We start from the raw sequence: 25428 nt of genomic DNA, 5'->3' as shown, positions 1-25428 counted from the left end.
AGATTCAGATAAATTTTTATTATTGTTATAAAGATTCTCCTAATAAAAAAGGAGCAATTTTATTCCGTATTTCGGGATAACAAATATGTGAACAAATTTCTGTAAAAAAAAATATTTTGGTATCTAATTTTATAAAAAAAAGTCGTAAAAGGACTTTTTAAATTCGAATTTTTTTAATATTTTATCGATGAAAAATCACCAGACTCAAGTACGAGTTCGTTACTCAGAAACCGACCAAATGGGAGTCGTTTATCATGGCAATTATGTTCCGTATTTTGAAATTGGACGCGTGGAATGGCTTAGAAATAAAGGGGTTTCGTATAAAAGTATGGAAGAAAGCGGTATTGGTCTTCCCATTGTGAACATGAATATAAATTACAAAAAATCGGCGAGATACGACGAACTTTTAACAATTCACACCACTTTCAAAAGCCACTCTTCTGTCAAGATTGAATTTGACTGTGCAATTTACAATGAGGCAAATGAGTTATTAACAACTGCGACGTTTATTTTAGTATTTGTTGCGTTAAAAACGGGTCGTCCAACAGCTCCTCCCGACTACATTTTGGAAATATTTAAATCGCTTGAATAATTGTGAAAATGAATACGAAATTGATGTTAATTTATACTAATTTAATATCAATTTCGAACATTAAATCAAAAATGCTGAACACCGTTTCGGCATTTTTTTTTCGCGTTTTTGTCACAATTTTGCCAATTGGCAATCCTGAATTTTCATCCATTTCCATTTCTTGCGACACAATTTCTAATTTCTTTTCTTTAATAACACGCATTACTTTATTCATGTTTTTGTAATCAAAAGAGATTAAAAATTCTACATCAATTGTTTTTTCTACAATTTCGCAAACTTCCAAAGTCATTTGGGCAGTGGTTCGATAAGCAGCAATTAAACCCCCAACGCCCAATTTTACTCCGCCAAAAATACGAACCACAACAACGAGAACGTTCGTTAATCCAAAAGATTGTATTTGTCCGTAGATTGGCGCTCCGGCCGTATTGCTTGGTTCACCATCATCGTTAGCGCGATACGATATTTTGTTTCCAACACCAATTTGGTAGGCATAACAATAATGCACGGCGTGCGGATGTTGTTTTTTAAGGTCTTCTATAATGGGTTTTACTTCATCTTCATGATCTATCGGAAAGGCATAGCCAAAGAATTTACTACCTTTTTCTTTAAACAGTATTTCTTCAGATGCAAATGCAATAGTTTGATAAGTGTCGTTAATTTCCAAAGTAGTATTCTAATTTGTATGTTTTTTTGCCACAGATTAAAAGATTTCAAGGATTTTTCTTTGTGTAATCTGTGTTAATCCTTTAATCAGTGCCTTTTTTATCTTAAAGTATATTCTTTTTATAAAGGTCAATGACATCTTCTCTTCCAACTTGAAGATTCCAAACTTTTATCCCTAAAGCTGCGGCGCTATCAGTATTTTCGGTTTTATCGTCAACAAACAAAGTGTTTCCAGCAGTAAGATTGTTTTCGTTAAGAACAAATTGATAAATCTTTGGATCTGGTTTTCTCATTCCGATATCAAACGAAAAATATACTTTTTCGAAACAAGCATAGAAATCTTTGTAGAAAGAAACACCACTTTTTGTTTCAAATGTATTGATGTGAATCGAATCGGTATTGCTTAATAAAAAGAGGCGATATTTTTTTGATAACTCTTGAAGAAATTCCAAACGATAAAAAGGGAAATCTGCCAAAACAGCATTCCAGGCTTTTAAAATTTCTTCTTGTGTAGCATTTGGCAATTGTTTTTGAAAACCGCCAATAAAATCTTCTGGCGAAATACCTCCAACTTCAAATGAAAAATTCAATTGATCAAAGTCGGCATTCCATTCTTTCATTCCTAATTTTTGTAAACCAGAAATAGTAGCCTGTTTGTCTAAATTGATAAAGATGTCTCCGAAATCAAAAATTATAGCATCAATCATGATTTTTAATCTGTATTAGTTCGTCGCTTAAAATAGCTGTTTGTTTAGTGTTTTTTCTTGAAATGGCTGGAGCTTTTGTGCCTTTTTCAAAACTTGTTTTTCCAATAAAAATCCGAGCTTCATCCCAAAGATTTTCATCGATAAAAGATTGAAGCGTTTGTCTTCCGCCTTCAATAATGACAGATTGAATTTGATTCTGATACAAAACGTTTAAAATCTGGGAAATTATATTTTGATCAAAATCAATTGCTTCAAATTGAGTGTTTTCTTTTGAAGGTTTTGAAGTTTTAGAAAAAATAATAGTTTTTACAGAGTCATCAAAAATAAAACTGTTTTCATCGATTCGATTATTTTGGTCGATAACGATTCTAGTTGGATTATTTCCATCCCAATCTCGAGCATTCAATTTCGGATTGTCGTCAATCACAGTTTGGGTTCCGACCAAAATGGCCTGTTCTTCAGTTCTCCATTTATGAACCAATTGTCTCGAATATTGATTCGTAATCCAAATTGGTTTTCGATCTTGATCAATTGTTTTTTCAGGCGCTAAAAATCCATCTCGACTTTCGGCCCATTTTAAAATAATATACGGTCTCTTCTTTTGATGAAAAGTAAAAAAGCGTTTATTCAGTTCGTTGCATTCGGCTTCTAAAACTCCAACAGTAACATTTGTGCCAGCTTCAATTAATTTTAAAATTCCTTTTCCGGCTACTTTTTCATTAGGATCAACAGTTCCAACAACAACATTCGGAATTTCATTTGCAATAATTAAATCGCAACAAGGAGGCGTTTTGCCAAAATGACTGCAAGGTTCCAAACTCACATAAATAGTTGCTTTTTTTAGCAAAGATTTATCTTTTACAGAACGAACAGCATTTACTTCGGCATGAGGTTCCCCAGCTTTTTTATGCCAGCCTTCCCCAATAATCTGATTTTCATAGACGATAACACTGCCCACCATAGGATTGGGATAGGTTGTTCCAAGTCCATTTTGCGCCAGTTCGATGCAGCGTTTTATGTATTTTTCATGTATATTCACAATGCAAAAGTAGTTAATTTTAAGATTATCGTTAACTGAAAAAGGTTAAGTTGTGAAACAGTCGCGATTGTTATACTAGTATTCAAAACTATCTTTACTTTTGTAATTATAATGATTTAGAATAAAAAAAATGGTAAATTGGCTTATAAGGGCAATTAAAGAAGAAGATAATCAAGACGTTGCAAGTTTGATCCGTTCTGTTTTTGATGAAATGGAAATTCCGAAAGTTGGAACAGCATATGAAGATCCTTATCTGGATTTGATGTTTGAGGAATACAGCAAACCGAAATCAGTCTATTTTGTTGTTGAAAATGATGGAGAGATTGTGGGGTGTGCAGGAATTGCTCCTTTAGAAAATGGAGATCCTGAAATTTGCGAATTGCAGAAAATGTATTTCTTGCCCAAAACAAGAGGTTTAGGAATTGGAACACAAATGATGGAGAAATGTTTGGAGCAAGCTAGAGCATTTGGTTTTAAAAAATGTTATATCGAAACCATGCCTTTTATGCATGCGGCGCAAAAACTGTATAAAAAGTCTGGTTTTGAATATTTGGATGCGCCAATGGGAAATACGGGGCATTGTTCTTGTCCGGTGTGGATGCTGAAAGTTTTGTAACTTTTAATGTAACAAATTTTAAATAGCAAGAACTTATTGAAAGATTAAATGTCAGTTTCTAGCTGATGTAAATGCTCAAAAAACAAAAATGAAAATTAAACAATATCGTACTCAATTTATTAAAGAATTATCTCCCTTTTACGATGCGTACGAAGCGGAGAGCTTTTTCTATTTGATTCTGGAAGACAAGCATCAGCTTCGTCAAATTGATTTGGCTTTAAATCATGAGTTGGCATTTGATGAAAATGATTTTTTGATTTGGGACGAATTGTTAAAACAGCTTAAAAAAGAAGTTCCTATTCAGTATTTGCTTGGGAAAACCAATTTTTATGGGTTGGATTTTGAAGTAAACGAAAATGTTTTAATTCCAAGGCCCGAAACAGAAGAATTGGTCGAATGGATTATTAATGAAAATGCAAGTCCTGACAAAAACAAGAGAATACGAATTCTTGACATTGGAACAGGAACAGGTTGTATTGCAATTTCGCTAGCAAAAAATCTTCCAAACGCAGAAGTTTTTGGAATTGATGTTTCTAAAAAAGCCATTGAAACGGCCAAAAGAAATGCCATTACGAACAATGTCGACGTTACTTTTATGTTTCTGGATATTTTGGAGACGGAAGAATTTACTTGCCAGTTTGATATTATAGTTTCGAACCCTCCGTATGTTCGAAATCTTGAAAAAGTAGAAATCAAAAAGAATGTGTTAGATTATGAACCGCATTTGGCACTTTTTGTAGAAGATAACGATCCGCTCATTTTTTATAGAAAAATTGCTTCTCTTGCACAAAACGGACTTCAGAAAAACGGAAAACTATATTTCGAAATCAATCAATATCTTGGAAAAGAAATGATTGATTTGCTTGAAAATATGAGCTACGAAAACGTTGAACTGCGAAAAGATATTTACGACAACGATCGTATGATTTCTGGTAAGGTTTTAAAAGGTTTATAATTTTATAATTAATCTTAAAATCTTATGGAAGGTCAAATCCAACCAAATGGAGCTTTTATTGTGGCTGATGGTTATTTTTCGCTAGATGGCATAAAATCTGTTAAAGAGGTTGTGGAGAAACGTTTTGAAGATCGATTAAAAACAGATTTCTATAAGGATTTTATAAATTGGTCTAAAGCTGAAAATGAAATTCTGTTGGGAACATATCGAGCCTCTGCTGCTTGGTCTTTGGGTTCAGATTTAGGATGTATTTTTGATTTTCGAGACCCTGACAAATTTGTTTGTCAGGATTTTAAACTTATTCATTCTTTAGTAAATGGTTGGATTCCTTCAGAAAGCACTTCGATAGGAAATAATCATATTATAGCTGTAAAATTTGAAGGCGAGATCCCAGAAATACTTCATAAACTTTATGAAGAAAAAGAATATCGTCCCAGAGCTCCTATTGATTGTCTTCAGTTAGGAATATGTTGCAAAAATGATTTTCCAATTGTCTTAGAAAACGTAAAAAAGAGTCGTTTAAAAAGTAATTACTCGTAGCGCAACGCTTCAATAGGATCTAATTTTGATGCTTTAATTGCTGGATATAGACCAGAAACCAATGCCACGCAGAAACTGGTTGCAAAAGCGGCAAAAATCGCCATCCATGGAATTACAAAAGCGAAACTCATGGCAGTTGCAATGGCAAAGCCAAGAAGAATTCCTAAAACAATTCCAACTAAACCTCCAATTTGACCAATCAGTAAAGTTTCGATAAAAAACTGAAAAGCAACCGTTGATCTTTTGGCTCCTAATGCTTTACGAACACCAATTTCTCGAGTACGTTCTGTAACCGAAACAACCATAATATTCATCAGGGCAATAGACGATCCTAAAATGGTGATAACAGAAATAGTCCACGCAGCAATTCCTAGGTATTGGGTGATGCTGAGAATTCGGTTAATCAAATCATCGCTTCGAACCACGCCAAAATTATTCTCGCGCACCGGACTTAGTTTACGAACTCTTCGCATGGTGCTGGTTGCATTGTCAATGGCTTCGTCTAAAACTTCTTTTTTAGAAACCATTACACTAATCGTATAATTGATATTTGGCGCTGTAAATAAAGATCTCGCAACCTGAATCGGAATTAAAACTCGTAAATCCTGGCTGTTTCCAAACGTAGAGCCTTTTTCTTTCAGAACGCCAATTACCTTAAATCTTGCGCCTCGGATAGAAATTATTTTATCTATTGGATTTACGTCTTTCAAAAGTCCTTTCTCAAAATCAGAACCCACAATGCAAGAATAGGTATTGTTGTCAATGTCAAACTGATTAAAGCTTCTTCCTAAACTAGTTTCTAGTCCAGAATTAGTGATAAAATGTTCGTCTACACCAACAATTGTAATTTCTGGATCCGTTTTTTCTCCTAAATATTTTACTTCGGCTGTTGTAGTTGCCGTAAAAGATAATGAGGTTTCGGTAAACGGATATTTGTATTTGTTTTTGAAAGCAACGGCTTCTGGATAGGAAATAATCGGATTGATTACTTCGCGTTCTCTTCCTCCACGGTTTCGAACTTTATTTTCGTATTGGTTGATGTTAAAAGTATTGGCTCCCATTGAAGCAAAATCGCTGGAAATGGTGTTTTCTAGAGCAGAAACTACGGTCAAGATGCCGACCAGTGCCGTAATACCGATGGCAATAATTAAAACGGTAAGAATCGTACGCAGAATTTGGGTTTTGATAGAACCAAATGCAATTCGGATATTTTCTTTAAATAATTTTAGCATCATGACCAATTTGTCACGAAAATACGTTTTTTGTTACAAGTTTGTTTTCGAAGTGTTATTATTTATTTTAAAAAGTAAGATATTTGCAGACTTAAATTAAGTCGAAAGTTGGAAAGTCATAAAGGCGAAAGTCTAAATGCCAGCAATCAAAAATATAGAAATAAATTAATTTTAAAGGTTTTGCATTTTAGTTTCGAAGAAATCTAAAATCTAAAATCAGAAATCTAAAATAAAAAAGATGGCTTCAAAACCAAGTATACCAAAAGGGACAAGAGATTTTTCGCCTGCAGAGGTGTCAAAACGTCAATATATTATTCAGACTATAAAAGCGAATTTCGAGAAATTTGGTTTTCAGCCAATTGAAACGCCTTCGTTTGAAAATTCAGATACCTTAATGGGGAAATATGGGGAAGAAGGTGATCGTTTGATTTTTAAAATTCTTAATTCTGGAAACTTTTTCTACAATAAAAGCAAAATCGAATTGCCAGAATCTATTGAAGAATTACAGTTAAATTCTGCTGAAAAAATAACTTTAGAGCAAAGAATTGAACTGAATAAATTCACAGGAAAAATTTCTGAGAAAGCATTGCGTTACGATTTGACAGTTCCGTTTGCGAGATACGTTGTGCAGCACCAAAGTGAAATTGAATTTCCTTTCAAAAGATACCAAATCCAACCAGTTTGGAGAGCAGATAATCCGCAAAAAGGGCGTTTTAGAGAATTCTTTCAATGTGATGCCGATGTTGTTGGGTCAAAATCATTATGGCAGGAAGTGGAATTGGTTCAATTATACGATACTGTTTTTACTTCTTTAGGATTAAAAGGCGTTACAATTAAAATCAACAATAGAAAAATATTATCTGGAATTGCTGAAGTAATTGGTGCTTCAGATAAATTAATCGATTTTACAGTTGCTCTTGATAAATTGGACAAGATAGGAGAAGACGGCGTAAAGAAAGAAATGATTGAAAAAGGAATTTCTGAAGAAGCGTTAGTTAAAGTGCAGCCGCTTTTTAGTTTCTCAGGAACTTTTGCAGACAAAATTGCACAACTGTCTGAATTATTGTCATCTTCTGAAGAAGGAATGAAAGGTGTTGAAGAATTGAAATTTATATGTGACAATGCTGCCGTTTTAGGTCTTTCAACTGCTATTTTAGATTTAGATGTGACATTAGCTCGTGGTTTAAATTATTATACAGGAGCTATTTTTGAAGTTGCGGCTCCTAAAACAGTTGCTATGGGTTCTATTGGCGGTGGCGGAAGATACGACGATTTGACTGGTATTTTTGGTTTGAAAAACATGAGCGGTGTTGGAATCTCTTTTGGTTTGGATAGAATTTATCTTGTTCTGGAAGAATTGCAATTGTTCCCAGAAACCGTTGCGGCTACTTCAAAAGCATTATTCTTGAATTTTGGAGACAAGGAAGCGCTTTATGCGTCGCAAGCAATTCAGAAATTGAGAAAAGAAAATATAAAAGTAGAATTATACCCTGACAGCGTAAAAGTTGGAAAACAATTTCAATATGCAGACAAACGTTTGATTCCGTTTGCTGTATTAGTTGGAGATCAGGAAATTAATTCAAAATCATACACACTTAAAAATTTAGTGACAGGAGAGCAGGTTTCTGTTGATTTTGAAGGATTGAAGAATGCATTAGTCTAAGAATTAGAATTGTAAAGATTTTATTTCACTCTCCCGATAGCTATCGGGATTGCAGATTTAGGCAGATTTATATTGATTTTTCATTTTTAAAAATCTGTGAGCATCTGCTCAAATCTTTTTAAATCTTTTTAAATCTGCGTGAAATTTTTGAAATTTTTTCATCGCAGATTCATAGATTAAAATAATTTGTTTTGCTCTGATTTGATGAATTTTAGCAGATTGATTTCGTTTTTAAGTAAATAAAAATCTGTTTGTATCTGCTGAAATCCCTTTAAAATCTGCGTGAAATAGTTGCGGGACAAGAAAAAAAGCTTTTAATTTGCGACCTCAAGTTACGGGCGTAGTTCAAGGGTAGAATAGCGGTCTCCAAAACCGTTGATGGGGGTTCGAATCCCTCCGCCCGTGCAAAAATAAATGACAACTTTGTCAGGTAAAGCTCAAACATAAAAAAAAGCTTCGTCTCTATAGGCGAAGCTTTTTTTAATATAAGGTAAATTTGAATTAATAATTATTTAGAGACCGTAGCCAACCCTTAAATTCAATTTTAGTGGTAATAATTTATGTTTATTGGCCTCAAAGATAAAATAAACTAAAACGTAATAGTCTTAAAATTATAATAAATTTTTTCTCTGTAATTACGTTTTTTAAATGTCTCATAATTAATAAAGTGACAATTTGACATTTTATAAGATTTGGCAGTACTTTTGCAATCCAACAGAAAGAAATAAAATGAAGTTTAAAAATATTTTTAAAAATAAAAGTAATATGACTACGGAAAATACAGAATTCGATCAGGAATTAGATGATGTAACGTTAGAAAACAATGCAAACGGAGAGCAGTTAATTGTTGAAGAATTAAGTGTTGAGGAGCAATTAGCTAAAGACTTGGCTCACGAAAAAGATAAGTTTTTGAGATTATTTGCTGAATTTGAAAATTACAAAAAAAGAACTTCAAAAGAACGTCTTGAATTGTTTAAAACAGCAAACCAAGAAGTTTTGTTGGCTATGCTTCCAGTTTTAGATGATTTTGACAGAGCGGCAGTAGAAATCAACAAATCTGACGATGAAAACTTGAAAAAAGGTGTTGAGCTTATTCACGATAAACTTAAAAACACATTAGTTTCTAAAGGTTTAGAACAAGTTGAAATTCAAGCAGGCGATGCTTTCAATGCTGATATTGCTGAAGCAATTACCCAAATTCCAGCTCCGTCTGACAAATTGAAAGGGAAAATTGTTGATGTTATTGAGAAAGGATACAAATTAGGAGACAAAATTATTCGTTTCCCTAAAGTTGTTGTAGGAAACTAAAAAAATGTAAACAAAGTCCGATGAATTATTTTTGGATTTTGGTCCCGAAACTTCGGGATAAGATTTGGAACTTAATCTAATTATGAAAAAAGATTTTTACGAAATACTAGGCATTTCAAAAAATGCTGATGCTGCCGAAATTAAAAAAGCATATAGAAAAAGTGCTTTAAAATACCATCCTGATAAAAATCCAGGCGACAAAGAGGCAGAAGAAAACTTCAAATTGGCGGCAGAAGCTTATGAAGTTTTAAGTGATCCACAGAAAAAAGCGAAATACGATCAATATGGTCATCAAGCATTTGATGGTTCTGGCGGATTTGGCGGTGGCCACGGCGGTATGAATATGGATGACATTTTCAGCCAGTTTGGTGATATTTTTGGTGGTGGATTTGGCGGTTTCGGAGGCGGAGGCGGAGGCCCTCGTCGTGCGAAAGGAAGCAATCTTCGAATTAAAGTAAAATTGACTTTAGAAGAAATTGCAAATGGAGTTGAGAAAAAAGTAAAAGTAAAACGTAAAGTTCAGGCAAAAGGTGTAACGTATAAAACTTGTACGACTTGTAATGGTCAAGGACAAGTTATGCGTGTAACCAATACCATTTTAGGAAGAATGCAATCTGCATCTACTTGTCCTACTTGTGGTGGTTCTGGTCAGATTTTAGATAAAAAACCTTCTGAGGCAGATGCTCAAGGAATGGTTCAAGAAGACGAAACAGTATCAATCAAAATTCCTGCTGGAGTTGTTGACGGAATGCAATTAAAAGTTGCCAATAAAGGGAACGATGCTCCAGGAAACAGTATTCCAGGAGATTTAATTGTAGCGATTGAAGAGGTTGAGCACGAATTCTTGAAGCGTGAAGGTGAAAACGTTCACTTCGATTTATATATCAGTTTCCCTGAAGCAGTTTTGGGAGCTTCAAAAGATATTGAAGCAATCAACGGAAAAGTGCGTATTAAATTGGAAGAAGGAATTCAGTCTGGAAAAATCTTAAGACTAAAAGGAAAAGGAATTCCAAGTTTAAATGGTTACGGAAGTGGAGATTTACTAGTTCACGTAAACGTGTGGACTCCAAAAACATTAAATAAAGAGCAAAAACAATTCTTTGAAAATGCTTTAAACGACGAGCATTTTGCTCCAAGCCCGGAGAAATCAGAGAAATCATTCTTTGAAAAAGTAAAAGATATGTTCTCATAGTCTTAACTTTTGTAAAAAGGTTATAAAAATATAAAAACCCATTCTAGTACAAATTAGAATGGGTTTTTTGCGTAATATGGCACAATTTCGTTTTGAATTATTTACTTTTACAGTCGCTGAACCCTAACAGGTGAAGTGACGCAGTAAATCCTTAAAAATAACATGAGTAACTTACTTGAAGTACATAAAGTCGTAAAAAAATACGGCGATTATGTAGCACTTAACGAAGTTTCATTAAATGTGCCAAAAGGCAGTATATATGGACTTTTAGGTCCCAATGGAGCAGGAAAAACTTCCCTTATCAGAATCATAAACCAAATTACGTTGCCAGATAGTGGCGAAATAATTTTGGATGGAGAAAGATTGCAACCAAAACACGTACAGACTATAGGGTATCTTCCCGAAGAAAGAGGTTTATACAGTTCGATGAAAGTTGGGGAGCAATGTCTGTACTTGGCGCAAATGAAAGGTCTTTCTAAAGGCGAAGCCAAAAAACAATTGGATTATTGGTTTGATCGTTTAGGAATTCAAGGTTGGTGGAACAAGAAAATTCAAGAGCTTTCTAAAGGAATGGCGCAGAAAATTCAGTTTGTGGTGTGTGTGTTGCATAAACCAAAATTGCTGATTTTAGACGAACCATTCTCAGGATTTGATCCTGTAAATGCTAATGTTATTAAAGATGAAATTTTAGCTTTAAAGGAACAAGGTTCTACTATTATTTTCTCAACGCATAGAATGGAAAGCGTAGAAGAGCTTTGCGAGAATATTGCTTTAATTCATAAATCAAATAAGTTGATTGAAGGTAAAGTTGTTGATGTAAAGCGTCAGTTTAGAACCAATAGTTTTGAAGTTGGAATTCTGACCAATAATGTTGAAGGTTTGATGTATGACATTACACAGAAATTTACGGTTTCGCCAGCAAGCTTTAAATCGTTAAATGATGATTTGAAATTAAATATCCAAATAGGAAATGCTTCTTCAAACGAATTATTACACGTACTGACACAACGCGGACAAGTAACGCATTTCGTTGAAAAAATTCCAAGTGTACATGATATTTTTATTCAAACTGTAACTGAAAGTAAAGTTTAGATTTCAGATTTTAGATTTTAGAGTGAAAGCCTGAAATCTATAAATCTAAAATCAACAATCTAAAATCTAAAATATAGAAATGAGCATTATTTCATTAATTATAAAAAGAGAATTTATTGCCAAAGTCCGCAATAAATCTTTTGTTGTCATGACTTTTTTGAGTCCGCTTTTGTTTGTGGCGATAGCTGTTTTTATTGGCTATTTGAGTTCGATGAAAGCAGAAACCAAGAGAATTGCGATTCATGATGAAACTGGACTTTTTGCTTCTGATTTTTTGAAAGAAAATAAAAAAGGAGCCGAATTTAAATATCTGAATTTATCTGAAATTGATGTAAATGCTTTAAAAGACAGCATCACTAAAGAAAATTTCAGCGGATTAATTGTTATTCCGAAAACAAAAAATATAAAAGATTTAGAAAGTAAAATTGAATTTATTTCTAATAATAGTCCAAGTATTTCTTTTGTTGAAAGCACACAAGATGTAATTGCTTCGAAAATAACAAAGCTAAATCTCGAAGAAGCCAAGCTAGATACTCTAGCAATTCAAAAAGCGCAGTCAAATGTAAATATCCATTTGGTGAAAGCTTCCGGAGAAGAAAGTTTAAAAGGTTTAAACGAAATTAAAATAGGAATTGGGGGAGCATTTGGTTATCTGATTATGATGTTTATTATCATTTACGGAAATATGGTAATGCGTAGCGTAATTGAGGAAAAAACAAACCGAATTATCGAAATCATTATTTCTTCTGTAAAGCCATTTCAGTTGATGATAGGTAAAATTGTAGGAACTTCATTAGCTGGGATTCTGCAATTTATGATTTGGGCCATAATTGGATTGGGATTAATGTTTGCGGCATCAGCATTTTTTGGAGTGAATGTTGGGCCTACAGCTAGAATTTCGCCAGAAATGATGCAAACGGCGCAACATGAATTTTCGGGATCTGCGCAAATGTATATTGCCGAATTATGGAATCTCCCAATTGCAGGCATTTTAATCGGATTTGTAATTTATTTTATTGGAGGCTATTTTTTATATAGTTCATTTTACGCAGCAATTGGAGCAGCAGTCGACAATCAAACCGATTCTCAACAATTTTTGCTTCCAATTTTAATGCCGCTGATTTTGAGCGTTTATATCGGATTTTTTACAGTAGTAAACGATCCGCACGGTAGTGTTGCGGTTATCTTTTCAATGATTCCGTTAACATCTCCAATTGTTATGTTAATGCGTATTCCGTTTGGCGTGCCGTGGTGGCAAATCGCAATTTCGGTATCATTATTGTTTGCTACCTTTTTCCTTGTGGTTTGGTTCGCTGCAAAAATTTACCGAGTTGGTATTTTAATGTACGGCAAAAAACCGACTTGGAAAGAATTGTATAAGTGGCTTAAATATTAATTTTTTGAAGCTGCTAAGTGGCTAAGATTCTAAGATGCTAAGTTTTTTAGCTATCAAAAGAAAAACTTAGAAACTTAGCATCTTAGAATCTCAGAAACTTAAAGAAGAATGAGTAAAATACTAATTATAGAAGATGAAGCAGCGATCAGAAGAGTTTTGGTAAAAATATTATCAGAAGAAAATGATTCGTATCAAGTTGATGAAGCGGAAGACGGAGTTGCGGGACTTGAAAAAATAAAAAACAACGATTACGATTTGGTTTTGTGCGACATCAAAATGCCAAAAATGGACGGTGTTGAGGTTTTGGAAGAAGCGAAAAAAGTAAAACCAGAAATTCCGATGGTGATGATCTCGGGGCATGGGGATATGGAAACGGCTATTCAGACGATGCGTTTGGGCGCTTTTGATTATATTTCAAAACCACCAGATTTGAATCGATTGCTGAATACCGTTCGTAATGCTTTAGACAAAAAACAATTAGTAGTTGAAAATAAAATTCTAAAGAAAAAAGTCAGTAAGAACTACGAAATGATTGGCGACAGCGAATCTATTAATCATATCAAAGTGATGATTGATAAAGTCGCGCCAACAGAAGCTAGAGTTTTGATTACTGGACCAAACGGAACAGGAAAAGAATTGGTAGCGCATCAATTGCACGAAAAAAGCGAACGTTCTAGTTTTCCGTTAATTGAAGTAAACTGTGCGGCGATTCCGAGCGAATTGATCGAAAGCGAATTGTTCGGACACGTAAAAGGTGCTTTCACGTCTGCAGTGAAAGACCGTGCTGGAAAGTTTGAAGCAGCAGACAAAGGAACAATTTTCTTAGATGAAATTGGTGATATGAGCCTTTCGGCGCAAGCCAAAGTTTTACGTGCGCTTCAAGAAAATATGATTACGAGAGTTGGTGCAGATAAAGACATAAAAGTTGATGTTCGTGTTGTTGCGGCAACCAATAAAGACCTGAAAACAGAAATTGCAGAAGGGCGTTTTCGTGAAGATTTATATCATCGTTTGGCAGTAATTTTAATAAAAGTTCCGCCGTTGAACGAAAGACGTGACGATATTCCAGCTCTGATTACTCATTTTACAGAAAAAATCGCTTCAGAGCAAGGAAGTGCAGGGAAGTCATTTTCGGCGCAAGCCATAAAATTATTACAAGAATACGATTGGACAGGAAATATTCGTGAGCTTCGAAATGTAGTGGAAAGATTGATCATTTTGGGAGGAAACGAAATCTCAGAAACAGATGTAAAAATGTTCGCAAGCAAATAATGATTTAGGTTTTCCAATTTGAAATCTAAAATCTGAAATCTAAAATTTAGAAATGAAACTAAAAAAAATAAACGAGAAATTACAAGACGGTTTGATTGAAAATGGTCTGACAGAAGCCAACGCTTTACAAATGGAAACTTTTTCGACAATAAAAAGTGGTGCCGACTGTATTATTATTTCTCCAAAAGGAAGCGGAAAAACAACTACGATTGTTTTAAATGTCATTCAGCAATTGGCTGGACAAACCGAAGAATCTCCTCGTGCTCTTATTTTTGTTGAAGACAAAGCAAAGGTTCTAGAAATGGTGGAGCTTTTTAATAAGTATGCTAAATACACCGATTTGGAGGTTTATGGTGTAAATGAAAAAGGCGATATGGATTACGATAAAAACTACGTTTCTACAGGAATCGATGTTTTAATTGGTACGCCTACTAAGTTAAATGATATGTTCAGCACGGCGGGTTATAACGTAAATCGTCTAAAAATGTTTATTGTAGATGATGCCGATCCGATTTTGAAACTGCGTCATGATCCAAAAATTACGCGTATTTCTAACAGTATTGCCAAAGTGCAACGAATTATCTTTTCTGAAACTTTGACAGAACGTATCGAAATTTTGGCAGATAAAATAATGGTCGAGCCTTATTTGTTTGATATGGACGAAGACGGAGAAGAACTTGATGAGGAGGACGAGGATATAGAAGAAGAATAATTTACTATAAGGTTACAGTCCCGGTTTTCAGTCGCAATTACTGAAAAGCGGGATTTTTTGATTTAAAAAATTAATAGAATAAAAAATAAGGCATCATGGGATTAATGAAAGTATTTTCAGGAAGCGAAATATTAGCAATTGCGCTGAAAGAAAGATTAGAAGAAGCTGGAGTAGAAACAGTTAAAAAAGATAATATCCAATCGGCACGTTTAGGCGGTTTTGGACAAACTGATTTAGCGGTTGAAGTATTTATTCAAGAAACAGATTTCGCGAAAGCAAATCCTGTTATAGAAGAATTTAGAATGAGCCTTTAAAAAAGTGGTCAGTATTCAGCTTTCGTACTTTAACTGCGACGGAATGCTGAATACTGAAAAACTGCAACCGAAAATTAAAAATATGCAATACAAAATGTTAGTGCTCGACATGGATGATACCTTGTTGACAGACGATCATAAAATTTCGGATTTAAATAAAAAAGCTATTCTAGAAGCACAAGCAAAAGGTGTTTATGTGGTTTTGGCTTCAGGAAGACCAACTATTGCTATGATAGAATACGCGAAAGAATTGGAGCTGGATGTAAACGATTCGTATATTATTTCGTTTAATGGAGCTATAATTACCAGAGTAAAAGAAAATTTAGATTTTTTTGAGCAAAAACTGACTGTAGAACAAATCCACGATTTGTACGATTACAGCGTTAAAATGAAAACGGATATCATTACGTATTTAGATAACGAAATTATCAGCGAAACAGACTCTGAGTATATTGAAGTCGAGAAGGAAATTACCAAAATGGCTCATCGCAAAGTGGCTAATTTTAAAGAATATGTAAATCGTCCATCTGTAAAATGTATCTTATTAGAAGAGCCTGCTTATTTAAAGCAAGTAGAAGGAGATTTAAAACAAGCTATGCCACATTTAAGTGTAGCAATGTCGAAGCCATTTTTCTTAGAAGCCGCACAACAAGGAATAGATAAAGCGGCAAGTTTGAATCTTCTGGCTGAAAAGCTAGGAATTCATCAAAGTGAGATTATCGCGGTTGGAAACGCAGGAAATGACCTTACAATGATAGAATATGCTGGTTTAGGTGTTTGGGTTGATAACGTAACGCCAGAATTGCGGGATAAAGCCGATGTAATTGTAGCTTCAAATAATAATGATGGTGTTGCTGAGGTGGTTCAAAAATATATTTTAAACTAAATTGAAATGAAAAATCCAATTGAAACAGAGCGTTTGCTTTTAAGAGAATTACAACTTTCTGATGCAGAAGGAATGTTTGAATTGGAATCCAATCCTAATGTGCATTTGTTTGTTGGCAATAGGCCTGTAAAGCATATTGATGAAAGTATTGCGTATCTCAAATTTGTTCAAAAACAATATAAAGATTTTGGTACAGGAAGATGGGCTGTTGTTTTAAAAAAAACCAACGAATTTATTGGCTGGTCTGGAATAAAATTTATTACAGACGAAATCAATAATCACAAAGATTTTTACGAGTTAGGATATCGTTTTATCGAAAAACATTGGGGAAAAGGTTACGCAACCGAAGCCGGAAAAGCTTTTATTGAGCATGCTTTTAACGAAATGAAGGTAGAAGTGCTTTATGCTTACGCAGATGCAGGAAACGAAAACTCAAGAAGAATTCTAGAGAAATTAGGTTTTCATTTTGTAAATTCTTTCGAATATGACGAAGAATTGGAAGTTTGGTACGAACTTAAAAATCCTGACTTGCTATAAAAAACGAATTCCAAATCTTTACATACTTAAAAGCCAGTAAAGATTTGGAATTAATTAAGAAGTAATATTTGAAATATTATTTTTTAGCTACAGAAACAAAATATTTATTTCCATCTCCCATAGTTAATTTTACACGCTCGTCGCAAAGATCGATTGCAAAATTTGCACTTTCGTAACAGCTGCAAGTAGTGTTTTTGTCTTTAGACATTTCTGTTTTACAGTTGTTGTTTTTAAAGCTTGCCAATTGTGGTGTGTATAAACTAACCAAATCAGTAGAAGCAGTTACTAAAGAAATGATACTTGCAGAATTGTTATTTGTAATTCTGTATACAATTCTATCTGTATAGTTTACTTCGTTAACAGTTACTTTACGAATGTAGGTATAAGCTGTAGATCCTTCACCTGGTTCTTTAACTTCAAACTTAAACCCAACTGCACGAATAGCAACATCAAATTGCTGTTGTGAATTTAAGCTTGCCCAAGACGTCAATGTGCTAATAGTAGGAAATGGATTTGCATTTGCGGCTGGAGCATTAGTTTGCGCTTGCGAACTAAATACGGTTAAGAACATCAAGCAGATTGTGGGTAAAAATGCTTTCATAAAGCGTGGTATTTGTATTTTAATTTTGCCTACTCTCTTTGGTTTTCGGCTTTCCCATTTCATTTTGTAACACAAAACAACAACATAACGAGTAAAATTCAAAATTGTTATGCCTGAATTATTATTAAATTAATTAAAGCACCTTAAAATTCTTTACTATGAATTTATTGCCAACTGCATTCATAACATGGTAAATGTAAGAAATTTTGAATTTAAAAAATAAAAAAATGCATTTAATCGATTAAATTTGCTTTTAATCGATTGTTTTGTCGTTTTATTCTTATCGGAATGTAAAACTTGAAAATTGATAAACTTGTTTTTTTTTTTGAATAAAAATAAAAAAGTTTAACTTTTGAATGTTTCTAAATTAACATTACTGCCAAAATATTGATTCGAAGTGTCTTAATCGCTTTCTTTTGATGAATATTGTTTGTAAATTTGCAGCCTTAAATTTTTTGACAACGATTTCATTAATTTAAGTAGATTATGGAAAATAGAAAAAAAGTTGCCTTTTATACCCTGGGTTGTAAACTGAATTTTTCAGAGACTTCTACAATTGCCAGAAATTTTAATGACGAAGGTTTTGACCGCGTCGATTTTGAAGAAATAGCAGATATTTATGTCATCAATACTTGCTCTGTAACAGAAAATGCAGATAAGCAGTTTAAGCAAGTAGTAAAGAAAGTAATGAAGCTTAATGAAAAAGCTTTTGTTGCTGCTGTTGGCTGTTATGCACAATTAAAACCAGAAGAATTGGCTGCTGTTGATGGTGTTGATTTGGTTTTGGGTGCAACAGAAAAATTCAAAATTACAGACTATATCCATGATTTGAGCAAAAACGATATGGGTGAAGTGCACTCATGCGAAATTGCTGAAGCCGATTTCTACGTTGGAAGCTATTCTATTGGAGATCGTACAAGAGCATTTTTGAAAGTTCAAGACGGTTGCGATTATAAATGTACCTATTGTACAATTCCATTAGCAAGAGGAATTTCTAGAAGTGATGCTTTAGAAAATGTGCTGAAAAATGCCAAAGAAATTTCAGCTCAAAATATTCGAGAGATTGTTTTAACCGGTGTAAATATTGGAGATTACGGAAAAGGGGAGTTTGGAAACAAAAAACACGAACATACTTTTCTTGATTTAGTTCAGGCTTTAGACAAAGTAGAAGGAATTGAGCGTTTGAGAATTTCTTCAATCGAACCGAATTTATTGAAAAACGAAACAATCGAATTCGTTTCTAAAAGTCGAACTTTTGTACCGCACTTTCATATTCCGCTACAATCAGGAAGTAATGATATTTTAAAATTAATGAAACGCCGTTATTTACGTGAAGTGTATACAGAACGTGTAAGCAAAATTCGCGAAGTAATGCCGCATGCTTGTATTGGTGTTGACGTAATTGTTGGTTTTCCTGGAGAAACAGACGAACACTTTTTAGAAACGTACCATTTCTTAAATGATTTAGATATTTCGTATTTACATGTATTTACGTATTCTGAAAGAGATAATACAGAAGCAGTGGATATGGACGGCGTTGTTCCTGCAAATGTAAGAGCAAAACGCAGTAAAATGCTTCGTGGTTTATCGGTTAAAAAACGTCGTGCCTTTTATGAAAGCCAATTGGGAACAAACAGAACGGTTCTTTTTGAAGGAGAAAATAAAGAAGGATATATTCACGGATTTACAGAAAACTACGTAAAAGTAAAAACACCTTGGAATCCAGAATTGGTAAATACTTTGCAGGAAATCAACTTAACCAAAATTGACGAGGACGGAAGTGTTCGTATTGAGTTTTTGAATAAGCTTGCTGCCGTTTAAGGTTATTTCACAGAGATACACCAAGATTTCACAGAGATTCGCAAAGAATTTTAATTAAAAACAAAAAGCTCTTTTATAAATTAAAAGAGCTTTTTGTTTTTTAAACCTTTGTGTAAGACGCACTGCGGTGCGCCTCTACGATATTGTAATTATGAATTTCTTTGTGAATCTCTGTGAAATTTTAGCGTATCTCTGTGGTACTAAAAATTATCTCCAACCACCAATTTCAGCGAATTAATATAATCCGTATCAAATTCGATAACCCTAATTTTTTCTGGATTAAAACCTAGTTCTCCTCCGAATTGGCCTTGAGTATCTAAAAAATCAATCGTCAATTCTTCCTCATTCAAATCGATTAATTTTCCTAGATAAGCAGATTTAGATGATTTTTTTGCAATCTGAAAAATGCCATATTTTTCAGAAACATATTTTATAATCGAAGCTAAATTTTTAATCGGAATAATATCGTCAGAGTTTATCTTTAAACCTTTCAAACGAATTACTTTTTCCGTAAAAGCCAAATCGTGATCTCGGTTTACGGCTTCTATGTTTTTATTTCTCAAAATAACAAAACCATCCAAAACGAAATCTACAGGATTATTACGAAGTAAAATCCATTCGTCTGAATAATCAATTAGAAATCCAGAGAAAATCTGTTTTTTATCCTGAAATTCTATTTCGACCAATTGTCTTAAATATTGTTCCATCATATATTTTTTTGAAATTCCAATACTAAAAATCCAAATTCCAATTCTTTAATTATAAAACCCAATATTTTAAACTCTAAATTCCAAAAAAAGACATTTAAATACTGAGATTTAACTGTTTCGTTCCTTGGAATTTGGAATTTCTAAGATCGAGATTTATCAAATATTTGGAATTTGGAATTTTAAAATTTGGAATTTATTTATTTTTAAGGATTAGTAGACCAAATACTGCTGTTTTTAATAAACACTCTTCGGTTTAATTTTAATTGCGCAATAATTAAATCTGCCATATCTTCAGACTGCATTACTTTTTCTGGATTTCCGTCCGTTAAGTTCAGGTCTTTAGCCATGTCAGTTGCAACTGTACTTGGCGTTAAAGCGGTCACGCGAATATTGTGTTTTCTCATTTCTTGCATTAAAGAATCAGTTAAACCTAATACAGCAAATTTAGAAGCGCTGTAAGCACTTGTCAAAGCGTTTCCGTTTAATCCAGCAGTCGAAGAAATATTGATAATATCTCCTATTTGTCTTTCAATCATGTTTGGAATAATGGCGCGAGTTGTGAAATACGTTCCCATTAAATTTACCTGAATAATTCTCTCCCAAGCTTCAGGTTCTAATTCTAAGAATTTTCCAAAAGACGCAATTCCAGCGCTGTTGATTAAAATATCGATATGCTTAAATTCGGCTAAAGCTTTTTCTACCGCTTTGTTGATTGAATCAATATCAGAAACATCAGCACTTAGAGCCAAAGCTTTTACGCCCAGATTTGAAGCTTCGTCAGCCAATTGTTCTATATCTTTTTGAGTTCTAGAAACTAAGATTAGGTTTACGCCTTCTTTAGCCAAAGCAATTGCCACAGCTTTTCCTATTCCTTTTCCTGCCCCAGTAATAAAGGCATTTTTATTTTTTAAGTCGGTCATGATGGTAATTTTTTAAAAATGCAGAAAGCATCATAATAAGTCTTACAAAAATAGGCTTTTGAAAACTAAAATGATGCTTTAAAAGATATTCTTAATCTAAGTTTAACAACTTTCTGTTATTCTTTCAGAACCATGTCAATACACATTACGGCTCCTAGAATTAACTGTCTCAGCGGACTATCAACGGGAACGCTTTCTTCAATTTGAAGTGCATAATTATCAGCACTTGTAAAAAACTCTTTTCCTAATCCTGCCCATTTTTTATTTACTTGAGCCAATTGTTTGCCTTCATGCGAGAATTTAAAATCCCAACCAGTCCATTTTCCTTGAAGCGTTGCAACTGGTTTTTCGTTTTTATCCAAGATGTCAAACTTTCCTCCAATAGAAAAGAACTTTTGTTTGAAAGTTCCAATCACACGATCTTTTTCATCCAATACTTCAACAGTCGATCTAAAAATGGCAACACCTCTTCTTACGGTAATTAATTTTTCGCCAGAAGCTGTTGTAATTTCAACATTAAAAGGAGTTGCTCTTTTGTAATCTGTAAATCGGAAAACTTTTGTGAAAAAACCAAGATTGTTTTCTCGGCAGTTCATGATAATCTCATTTGTTTCTGGGTGGTAGATATCGTAATTGTTTGCGGCTTTAAACATTCCGATATGTTCTTTTACTAAAAATAGATTTTGGCTTAAAATAGGATTCATACGTGTGTAAAGTAAATTTTAAAAATAAAGCCGCAAATGTAATAAAATTTGGATTAATTATATTGTTTAGAAGTTTCAACCAAACGGATGAATTCTGCTTTGTAACCTTCGCCGTCGTTTGAATTTCCTTGCTTTGCCAGTTTTACAATTTCTTCAGAAGACTTGTCAGCGATTAATTTAGAATCTCTCAATTTCAATCCGAACCAAGCTACTGCAGAACTAAATTTCATATCGTCACTTGCTTTTTCTAAAGGAACAGATTTGTTTTCGATAACCTGAACCATTTCGATGCTTTTATCTCCATCAGGTTTTTTGTAACGGAATTTTATTGTTGCCAATTCATTGCTGTAATTATTAGGACTTGTTTCAGTTTTAGTATATTTGAGAGCATCTGGCTGTTCCGCTAAATAATCGCTTTTTACACCTGCAGGAATAATTTCGTACAAAGCCGTAACGGTATGATTACTTCCTAGTTCTCCTGCATCAATCGCATCATTTTTAAAATCTTCTGGACGCAATTTTCTGTTTTCATAACCAATTAGGCGATACGCTTGAACTTGTTTTGGATTAAACTCGATCTGAATTTTTACATCTTTCGCGATAGCAAACATCGAACCTTTAAATTCTTTTCCTAAAAAACGATTTGCTTCTTGAATGTTATCGATATAAGCATAATTTCCGTTTCCTTTATCGGCTAAGATTTCCATTTTGCTGTCTTTGTAATTGCCCATTCCATAACCCAAACAAGTTAAGAAAACGCCTGTTTTTCTTTTTTCTTCAATTAGTTTTTCCATGTCTGTGTTAGAAGAACTTCCTACGTTAAAATCTCCATCTGTTGCTAGAATTACACGATTGTTTCCGCTTTTGATGAAATTTTCAGTAGCAATTTTATAAGCCAATTCAATTCCTGCGCCGCCTGCTGTACTTCCTCCAGCTTGTAAATTATCTAATGCATTAATAATTGTTTTTTTCTCATCACCAGAAGTTGGCGGTAAAACTAGACCCGCTGCGCCTGCATAAACGACAATCGCTGCTTTATCTTTTGATCTTAATTCGTCAACCAAAATTTTCAAGGATTGTTTTAATAAAGGCAATTTGTTCATGTCGCTCATTGAACCCGAAACATCAATTAAGAAAACAAGGTTGGAAGCTGGTAAATCGTTTGTTGGAATATTTTTTCCTTGTAAACCAATTTTCAAGATTTTGTTGTTTGCATTCCACGGAGAATCACTCACTTCTGTATTGATCGAAAATGGATGCTCGTTTTTTGGCTGCGGATAAGTATATTTAAAGAAATTAACCATTTCTTCTACACGAACGGCATCTTTTGGAACTTGCTGGCCGTTGTTTAAAAAACGTCTAATATTGGTATAAGAAGCATTGTCAACATCTATAGAAAAAGTAGAAAGCGGTGCCGTTTTTGGACTCTCGAAAGCATTTTCTACAAAAGTGTCATAATCTTCCTGAGTTGGCTCAGTCGGAATTGGCATGATTTTTAATTTTTTGTCCAATTCTTTTTCAGTCAGGTTTTTGTATATCTCATTTTTGGTCGAAATAACAATAACGCCATTTGTACCTTTACTTCCATAAATAGAAGTTGCAGCCTCATCTTTCAAAACCTTTAAATCTTCTATGTCATCGGGATTAATTTTTGACATTTGATTGGCTTTTGCAGGAACTCCGTCAATAATATAAATCGGTTCGTTTTTTGGAGAAATTGAAGCGTTTCCGCGAATAGTAACAGCTGGGCTTGGATTTGCAAGATATCCCATATTATTCTGAACTTGAGCTCCCGCGACTTTTCCTTGTAAAGCTACAGATGCAGCGGCCATTTTTGCTTTTTTCCTTTCGGCACGTTCAGCGCGTTCGTAACTGCGATTGCTATATTCTGCATCGCTTGTTCCATAGCCTACCACTACAACTTCTTGCAAGCTTGACATTTCTGCAAACATTTTTATATTAATGATATTTGAATTTTCAACTTTTTGGCTTTGCTGTTTGTATCCAATAAAGCTAAAAACTAGCATATCTCCCTTTTGCGCTTGAATAGAATAGTTTCCGTCAAAATCGGTTTGTGCATATTTTTTAGTGCCTTTAATAATCACTTGAACGCCAGGAAGAGGAGTTTTAGATTCGTCTGTAACAGTTCCTGTAATTGTTCTTTCTTGTGCCATAGTTACGAAACATATAAGCATAGCAATGGCTGATGAAATAAGTTTTAGACTTTTCATGATAATACGTTTTAGAATTAATGTTTTGATTTTGCTTTGTCAAAGCTGCAGACTTTGACAAAGCTTAAGATTATTTTTTCGGAGCCGGTTTTCCGTTTTTAGTAGTGATGATTACAACGCCTTTTTTCCCTTTTTCGCCATATTTAGAAGTGGCTTCAAGATCTTGCAAAATGGTTATCGTTTTTATTTCCTGATTGTCCAAAGGCGCGTACGGACTAGTTGGATTTTTGCCAAATAAATCTTGTTCAGAATAATAAATACCATCGATAATGTATAAAGGATCATCTAAAACTACTAGAGACTCCATGTTTTCAGGTTGTAGATTCGGAAGCTGTTCTTGCATCATTTTATCTTTCTTCACATCATCGCTATGTGCCATCGCTTTTCCGTTGAAAACTACTAATGGAGCACTTTTTTTTGCTTTCTGTTCGGCAGCAGAATAGGCAACTTTTGCAGAAGCTCTTTCAGAAAAATTAGAATACCCCATATCCGGTGTTACTTCTTTTCTTGATGAAGTATTCTCTTCTTCGTCAAAAGTATCAGTTAATAAAACTTTTGCAGGCATTGCTGTTTCTGCAGCAATTTTTGGCGCAGGTGCAGACATTACAGATTCTGCCTGAGGAATTATTGTTTCCTGAATAGCAACTCGTTCTTTATGTTTAGTTTGATTTTCTAAAATTTTAACCGCTTCTTCGTTAGAGACTATATTAGAATCTGAAGATGGAGTTGCAATTTTTTTATCTAAAATGGGTTCTTGCGTTTGTTTTATTTCTTTTTCTTCAAAAACTACTTTTGGAGTTTCTGTTGTAATTTCTTTTTCTGAATGTAAAAACTGAAAGCCTAAAGAAATCAGTAAAAGAAGAGAAGCGGCAACTGCAATTTTCTTCCATAAAGCAATTGTTTTTTTATCTTCCTTTTTGTCCAGTTTTTCTTCAACTCGCGCCCAGACTTTTTCCATTCCTGGAAAGTCTTGAAACTCGGCTTTTTGCGAAGCTTCTTTTATTTTATCGAATAATTTATCTTGATTGTCCATGACTATTTTGCTTTTTGATAATACAGTTTATTAACCAGTTCTTTCAGTTTGGTCTTAGCGGCATTCAATTGTGATTTTGAGGTGCCTTCAGAGATCTTTAGCATTTCGGCTATTTCTTTATGAGAGTAACCTTCTATGACAAAAAGGTTAAAAACAGTTTTACAGCCGTCAGGAATATGGTTTAATAAATTAAGTAGATCTTCTTCTTCCAATGTATTCAGTTCATCGACAGAAGGCTGAGAGATCAGCTTTACGTCGTCCAAATACATGTTGAAGTTGGTTGCTTTTCTAATGCTTGCCAAACAATGATTTACCGTTATTCTTTTGGCCCAAGCTTCAAAAGCATAAGCTTCTTTTAACTGATCTAGTTTGGTGAAAATAGTAAAGAAAGAATCGGCTAGTGCTTCTTCGATTTCTTCTTCCTTTTTTAAATATCTTTTGCAAAGGCGGTACAACTTTGGCGCCATGTATGCATACACCTCGCGCTGGGCATCGCGGTGCATTTTTTTACAGTTTGCTATTTGAGTCTCGTTTATCACAATTGTTGTCTTTCTTATATAGAGAGATAAAAAGATAAAAAGGTTGGGACGGAGGTGAAAAAAAATATTTTTTTTCAAGTTGCAAAGTTACAGAGTGACAAAGTTGCAAAGATTTTAATGTAGAGGCGCACTGCTGTGCGTCTTACGTTTGAT

26 protein-coding genes and 1 tRNA gene are annotated in these 25428 nt (G+C 33.9%); 16 read left to right on the top strand and 11 right to left on the bottom strand.

Annotation, left to right across the window (positions count from 1 at the left end; translation table 11 throughout):
- Positions 1-187: 187 nt before the first annotated feature.
- Positions 188-592, top strand: coding sequence for an acyl-CoA thioesterase (locus ABTV69_RS23210; protein ID WP_111289216.1), 405 nt, complete (start codon positions 188-190; stop codon positions 590-592).
- Positions 593-623: 31 nt separating this feature from the next.
- Here ABTV69_RS23210 and ABTV69_RS23205 read toward each other — a convergent pair whose 3' ends face one another.
- The 3 genes from ABTV69_RS23205 to ribD all read right to left on the bottom strand — a co-directional run bounded on the left by ABTV69_RS23205 (position 624) and on the right by ribD (position 3001).
- Positions 624-1256 (bottom strand): IMPACT family protein, encoded by a 633-nt coding sequence (locus ABTV69_RS23205; RefSeq protein WP_433833129.1) that lies wholly within the window; start codon positions 1254-1256, stop codon positions 624-626.
- A gap of 103 nt (positions 1257-1359) precedes the next feature.
- Complete coding sequence (locus tag ABTV69_RS23200; protein WP_433833127.1) at positions 1360-1962, bottom strand: HAD family hydrolase; 603 nt, start codon at positions 1960-1962, stop codon at positions 1360-1362.
- A complete protein-coding gene (gene ribD, locus ABTV69_RS23195; RefSeq protein WP_433833125.1) occupies positions 1955-3001 on the bottom strand; it encodes a bifunctional diaminohydroxyphosphoribosylaminopyrimidine deaminase/5-amino-6-(5-phosphoribosylamino)uracil reductase RibD in 1047 nt (348 codons plus the stop codon). Before ribD ends, ABTV69_RS23200 begins: the two co-directional genes overlap by 8 nt.
- Positions 3002-3131: 130 nt before the next feature.
- Between ribD and ABTV69_RS23190 the strand changes: the two genes are divergently transcribed.
- From ABTV69_RS23190 to ABTV69_RS23180, 3 genes are all read left to right on the top strand, one after another.
- Entirely contained in the window at positions 3132-3617 is a 486-nt protein-coding gene (locus ABTV69_RS23190) for a GNAT family N-acetyltransferase (protein ID WP_433833123.1), read from the top strand.
- An 88-nt stretch (positions 3618-3705) separates the two neighbouring features.
- Positions 3706-4572 carry a peptide chain release factor N(5)-glutamine methyltransferase gene (gene prmC / locus ABTV69_RS23185; RefSeq protein WP_433833121.1) on the top strand — a complete coding sequence of 289 codons (867 nt, stop codon included), beginning with the start codon at positions 3706-3708 and terminating at the stop codon, positions 4570-4572.
- 24 nt (positions 4573-4596) lie between these two features.
- Entirely contained in the window at positions 4597-5112 is a 516-nt protein-coding gene (locus tag ABTV69_RS23180) for a hypothetical protein (RefSeq protein WP_433833119.1), read from the top strand.
- On the opposite strand, the gene ABTV69_RS23175 is transcribed toward ABTV69_RS23180, so the two are convergent.
- Positions 5103-6347, bottom strand: a complete 1245-nt coding sequence (locus tag ABTV69_RS23175; RefSeq protein ID WP_433833117.1) for an ABC transporter permease — start codon at positions 6345-6347, stop codon at positions 5103-5105. The two genes, ABTV69_RS23180 and ABTV69_RS23175, sit on opposite strands and share 10 nt — an antisense overlap.
- 235 nt (positions 6348-6582) lie before the next feature.
- On the opposite strand from ABTV69_RS23175, the gene hisS reads away from it, so the two are divergent.
- From hisS to ABTV69_RS23120, 11 genes are all read left to right on the top strand, one after another.
- Positions 6583-8007 (top strand): histidine--tRNA ligase, encoded by a 1425-nt coding sequence (hisS, locus tag ABTV69_RS23170; protein ID WP_433833115.1) that lies wholly within the window; start codon positions 6583-6585, stop codon positions 8005-8007.
- 334 nt (positions 8008-8341) lie between these two features.
- Positions 8342-8412, top strand: a tRNA-Trp gene (locus ABTV69_RS23165).
- Positions 8413-8736: 324 nt separating this feature from the next.
- On the top strand, positions 8737-9315 hold the full coding sequence (locus ABTV69_RS23160; protein ID WP_026727957.1) for a nucleotide exchange factor GrpE: 579 nt from the start codon (positions 8737-8739) through the stop codon (positions 9313-9315).
- 82 nt (positions 9316-9397) lie between these two features.
- Positions 9398-10507: a molecular chaperone DnaJ gene (gene dnaJ, locus ABTV69_RS23155; RefSeq protein WP_433833113.1), complete on the top strand. Its 1110-nt coding sequence runs from the start codon at positions 9398-9400 to the stop codon at positions 10505-10507.
- 162 nt (positions 10508-10669) lie between these two features.
- Complete coding sequence (locus ABTV69_RS23150) at positions 10670-11599, top strand: ABC transporter ATP-binding protein (protein ID WP_433833111.1); 930 nt, start codon at positions 10670-10672, stop codon at positions 11597-11599.
- Between the two features lie 79 nt (positions 11600-11678).
- Positions 11679-12995: an ABC transporter permease gene (locus tag ABTV69_RS23145; protein ID WP_433833109.1), complete on the top strand. Its 1317-nt coding sequence runs from the start codon at positions 11679-11681 to the stop codon at positions 12993-12995.
- A 108-nt stretch (positions 12996-13103) separates the two neighbouring features.
- Entirely contained in the window at positions 13104-14267 is a 1164-nt protein-coding gene (locus tag ABTV69_RS23140) for a sigma-54-dependent transcriptional regulator (protein ID WP_433833107.1), read from the top strand.
- A 52-nt stretch (positions 14268-14319) separates the two neighbouring features.
- Complete coding sequence (locus tag ABTV69_RS23135; RefSeq protein WP_433833105.1) at positions 14320-14979, top strand: DEAD/DEAH box helicase; 660 nt, start codon at positions 14320-14322, stop codon at positions 14977-14979.
- Between the two features lie 95 nt (positions 14980-15074).
- On the top strand, positions 15075-15293 hold the full coding sequence (locus ABTV69_RS23130) for a putative signal transducing protein (RefSeq protein ID WP_379697120.1): 219 nt from the start codon (positions 15075-15077) through the stop codon (positions 15291-15293).
- A 4-nt stretch (positions 15294-15297) separates the two neighbouring features.
- On the top strand, positions 15298-16179 hold the full coding sequence (locus tag ABTV69_RS23125; protein WP_433833103.1) for a Cof-type HAD-IIB family hydrolase: 882 nt from the start codon (positions 15298-15300) through the stop codon (positions 16177-16179).
- A gap of 6 nt (positions 16180-16185) precedes the next feature.
- Complete coding sequence (locus ABTV69_RS23120) at positions 16186-16716, top strand: GNAT family N-acetyltransferase (RefSeq protein WP_433833101.1); 531 nt, start codon at positions 16186-16188, stop codon at positions 16714-16716.
- Positions 16717-16792: 76 nt separating this feature from the next.
- Here ABTV69_RS23120 and ABTV69_RS23115 read toward each other — a convergent pair whose 3' ends face one another.
- Entirely contained in the window at positions 16793-17317 is a 525-nt protein-coding gene (locus ABTV69_RS23115; RefSeq protein WP_433833099.1) for a hypothetical protein, read from the bottom strand.
- Positions 17318-17803: 486 nt separating this feature from the next.
- Here ABTV69_RS23115 and mtaB point away from each other — a divergent pair, with 486 nt between their 5' ends.
- Entirely contained in the window at positions 17804-19138 is a 1335-nt protein-coding gene (gene mtaB / locus ABTV69_RS23110) for a tRNA (N(6)-L-threonylcarbamoyladenosine(37)-C(2))-methylthiotransferase MtaB (RefSeq protein WP_433833097.1), read from the top strand.
- Positions 19139-19338: 200 nt separating this feature from the next.
- Here the strand turns inward: mtaB and ABTV69_RS23105 are convergent, their stop codons facing one another.
- The 6 genes from ABTV69_RS23105 to ABTV69_RS23080 form a co-directional block, all read right to left on the bottom strand.
- A complete protein-coding gene (locus ABTV69_RS23105; protein WP_433833095.1) occupies positions 19339-19848 on the bottom strand; it encodes a hypothetical protein in 510 nt (169 codons plus the stop codon).
- Positions 19849-20051: 203 nt separating this feature from the next.
- On the bottom strand, positions 20052-20768 hold the full coding sequence (locus tag ABTV69_RS23100; protein WP_433833093.1) for a 3-ketoacyl-ACP reductase: 717 nt from the start codon (positions 20766-20768) through the stop codon (positions 20052-20054).
- A gap of 116 nt (positions 20769-20884) precedes the next feature.
- Positions 20885-21472, bottom strand: a complete 588-nt coding sequence (locus ABTV69_RS23095) for a phospholipid scramblase-related protein (protein ID WP_433833091.1) — start codon at positions 21470-21472, stop codon at positions 20885-20887.
- Positions 21473-21525: 53 nt separating this feature from the next.
- Positions 21526-23703: a YfbK domain-containing protein gene (locus ABTV69_RS23090; RefSeq protein WP_433833089.1), complete on the bottom strand. Its 2178-nt coding sequence runs from the start codon at positions 23701-23703 to the stop codon at positions 21526-21528.
- Positions 23704-23773: 70 nt separating this feature from the next.
- Positions 23774-24736 (bottom strand): hypothetical protein, encoded by a 963-nt coding sequence (locus tag ABTV69_RS23085; RefSeq protein ID WP_433833087.1) that lies wholly within the window; start codon positions 24734-24736, stop codon positions 23774-23776.
- Positions 24737-24738: 2 nt separating this feature from the next.
- Positions 24739-25239: an RNA polymerase sigma factor gene (locus ABTV69_RS23080; protein WP_433833085.1), complete on the bottom strand. Its 501-nt coding sequence runs from the start codon at positions 25237-25239 to the stop codon at positions 24739-24741.
- Positions 25240-25428: the final 189 nt, after the last annotated feature.

The sequence above is a fragment of the Flavobacterium anhuiense genome (assembly GCF_050990855.1).
GTDB classification, from domain to species: Bacteria; Bacteroidota; Bacteroidia; order Flavobacteriales; family Flavobacteriaceae; genus Flavobacterium; species Flavobacterium anhuiense_C.
Note: the sequence above shows the minus strand (reverse complement) of the source record. Positions and strands in the feature narration are given on the sequence as shown.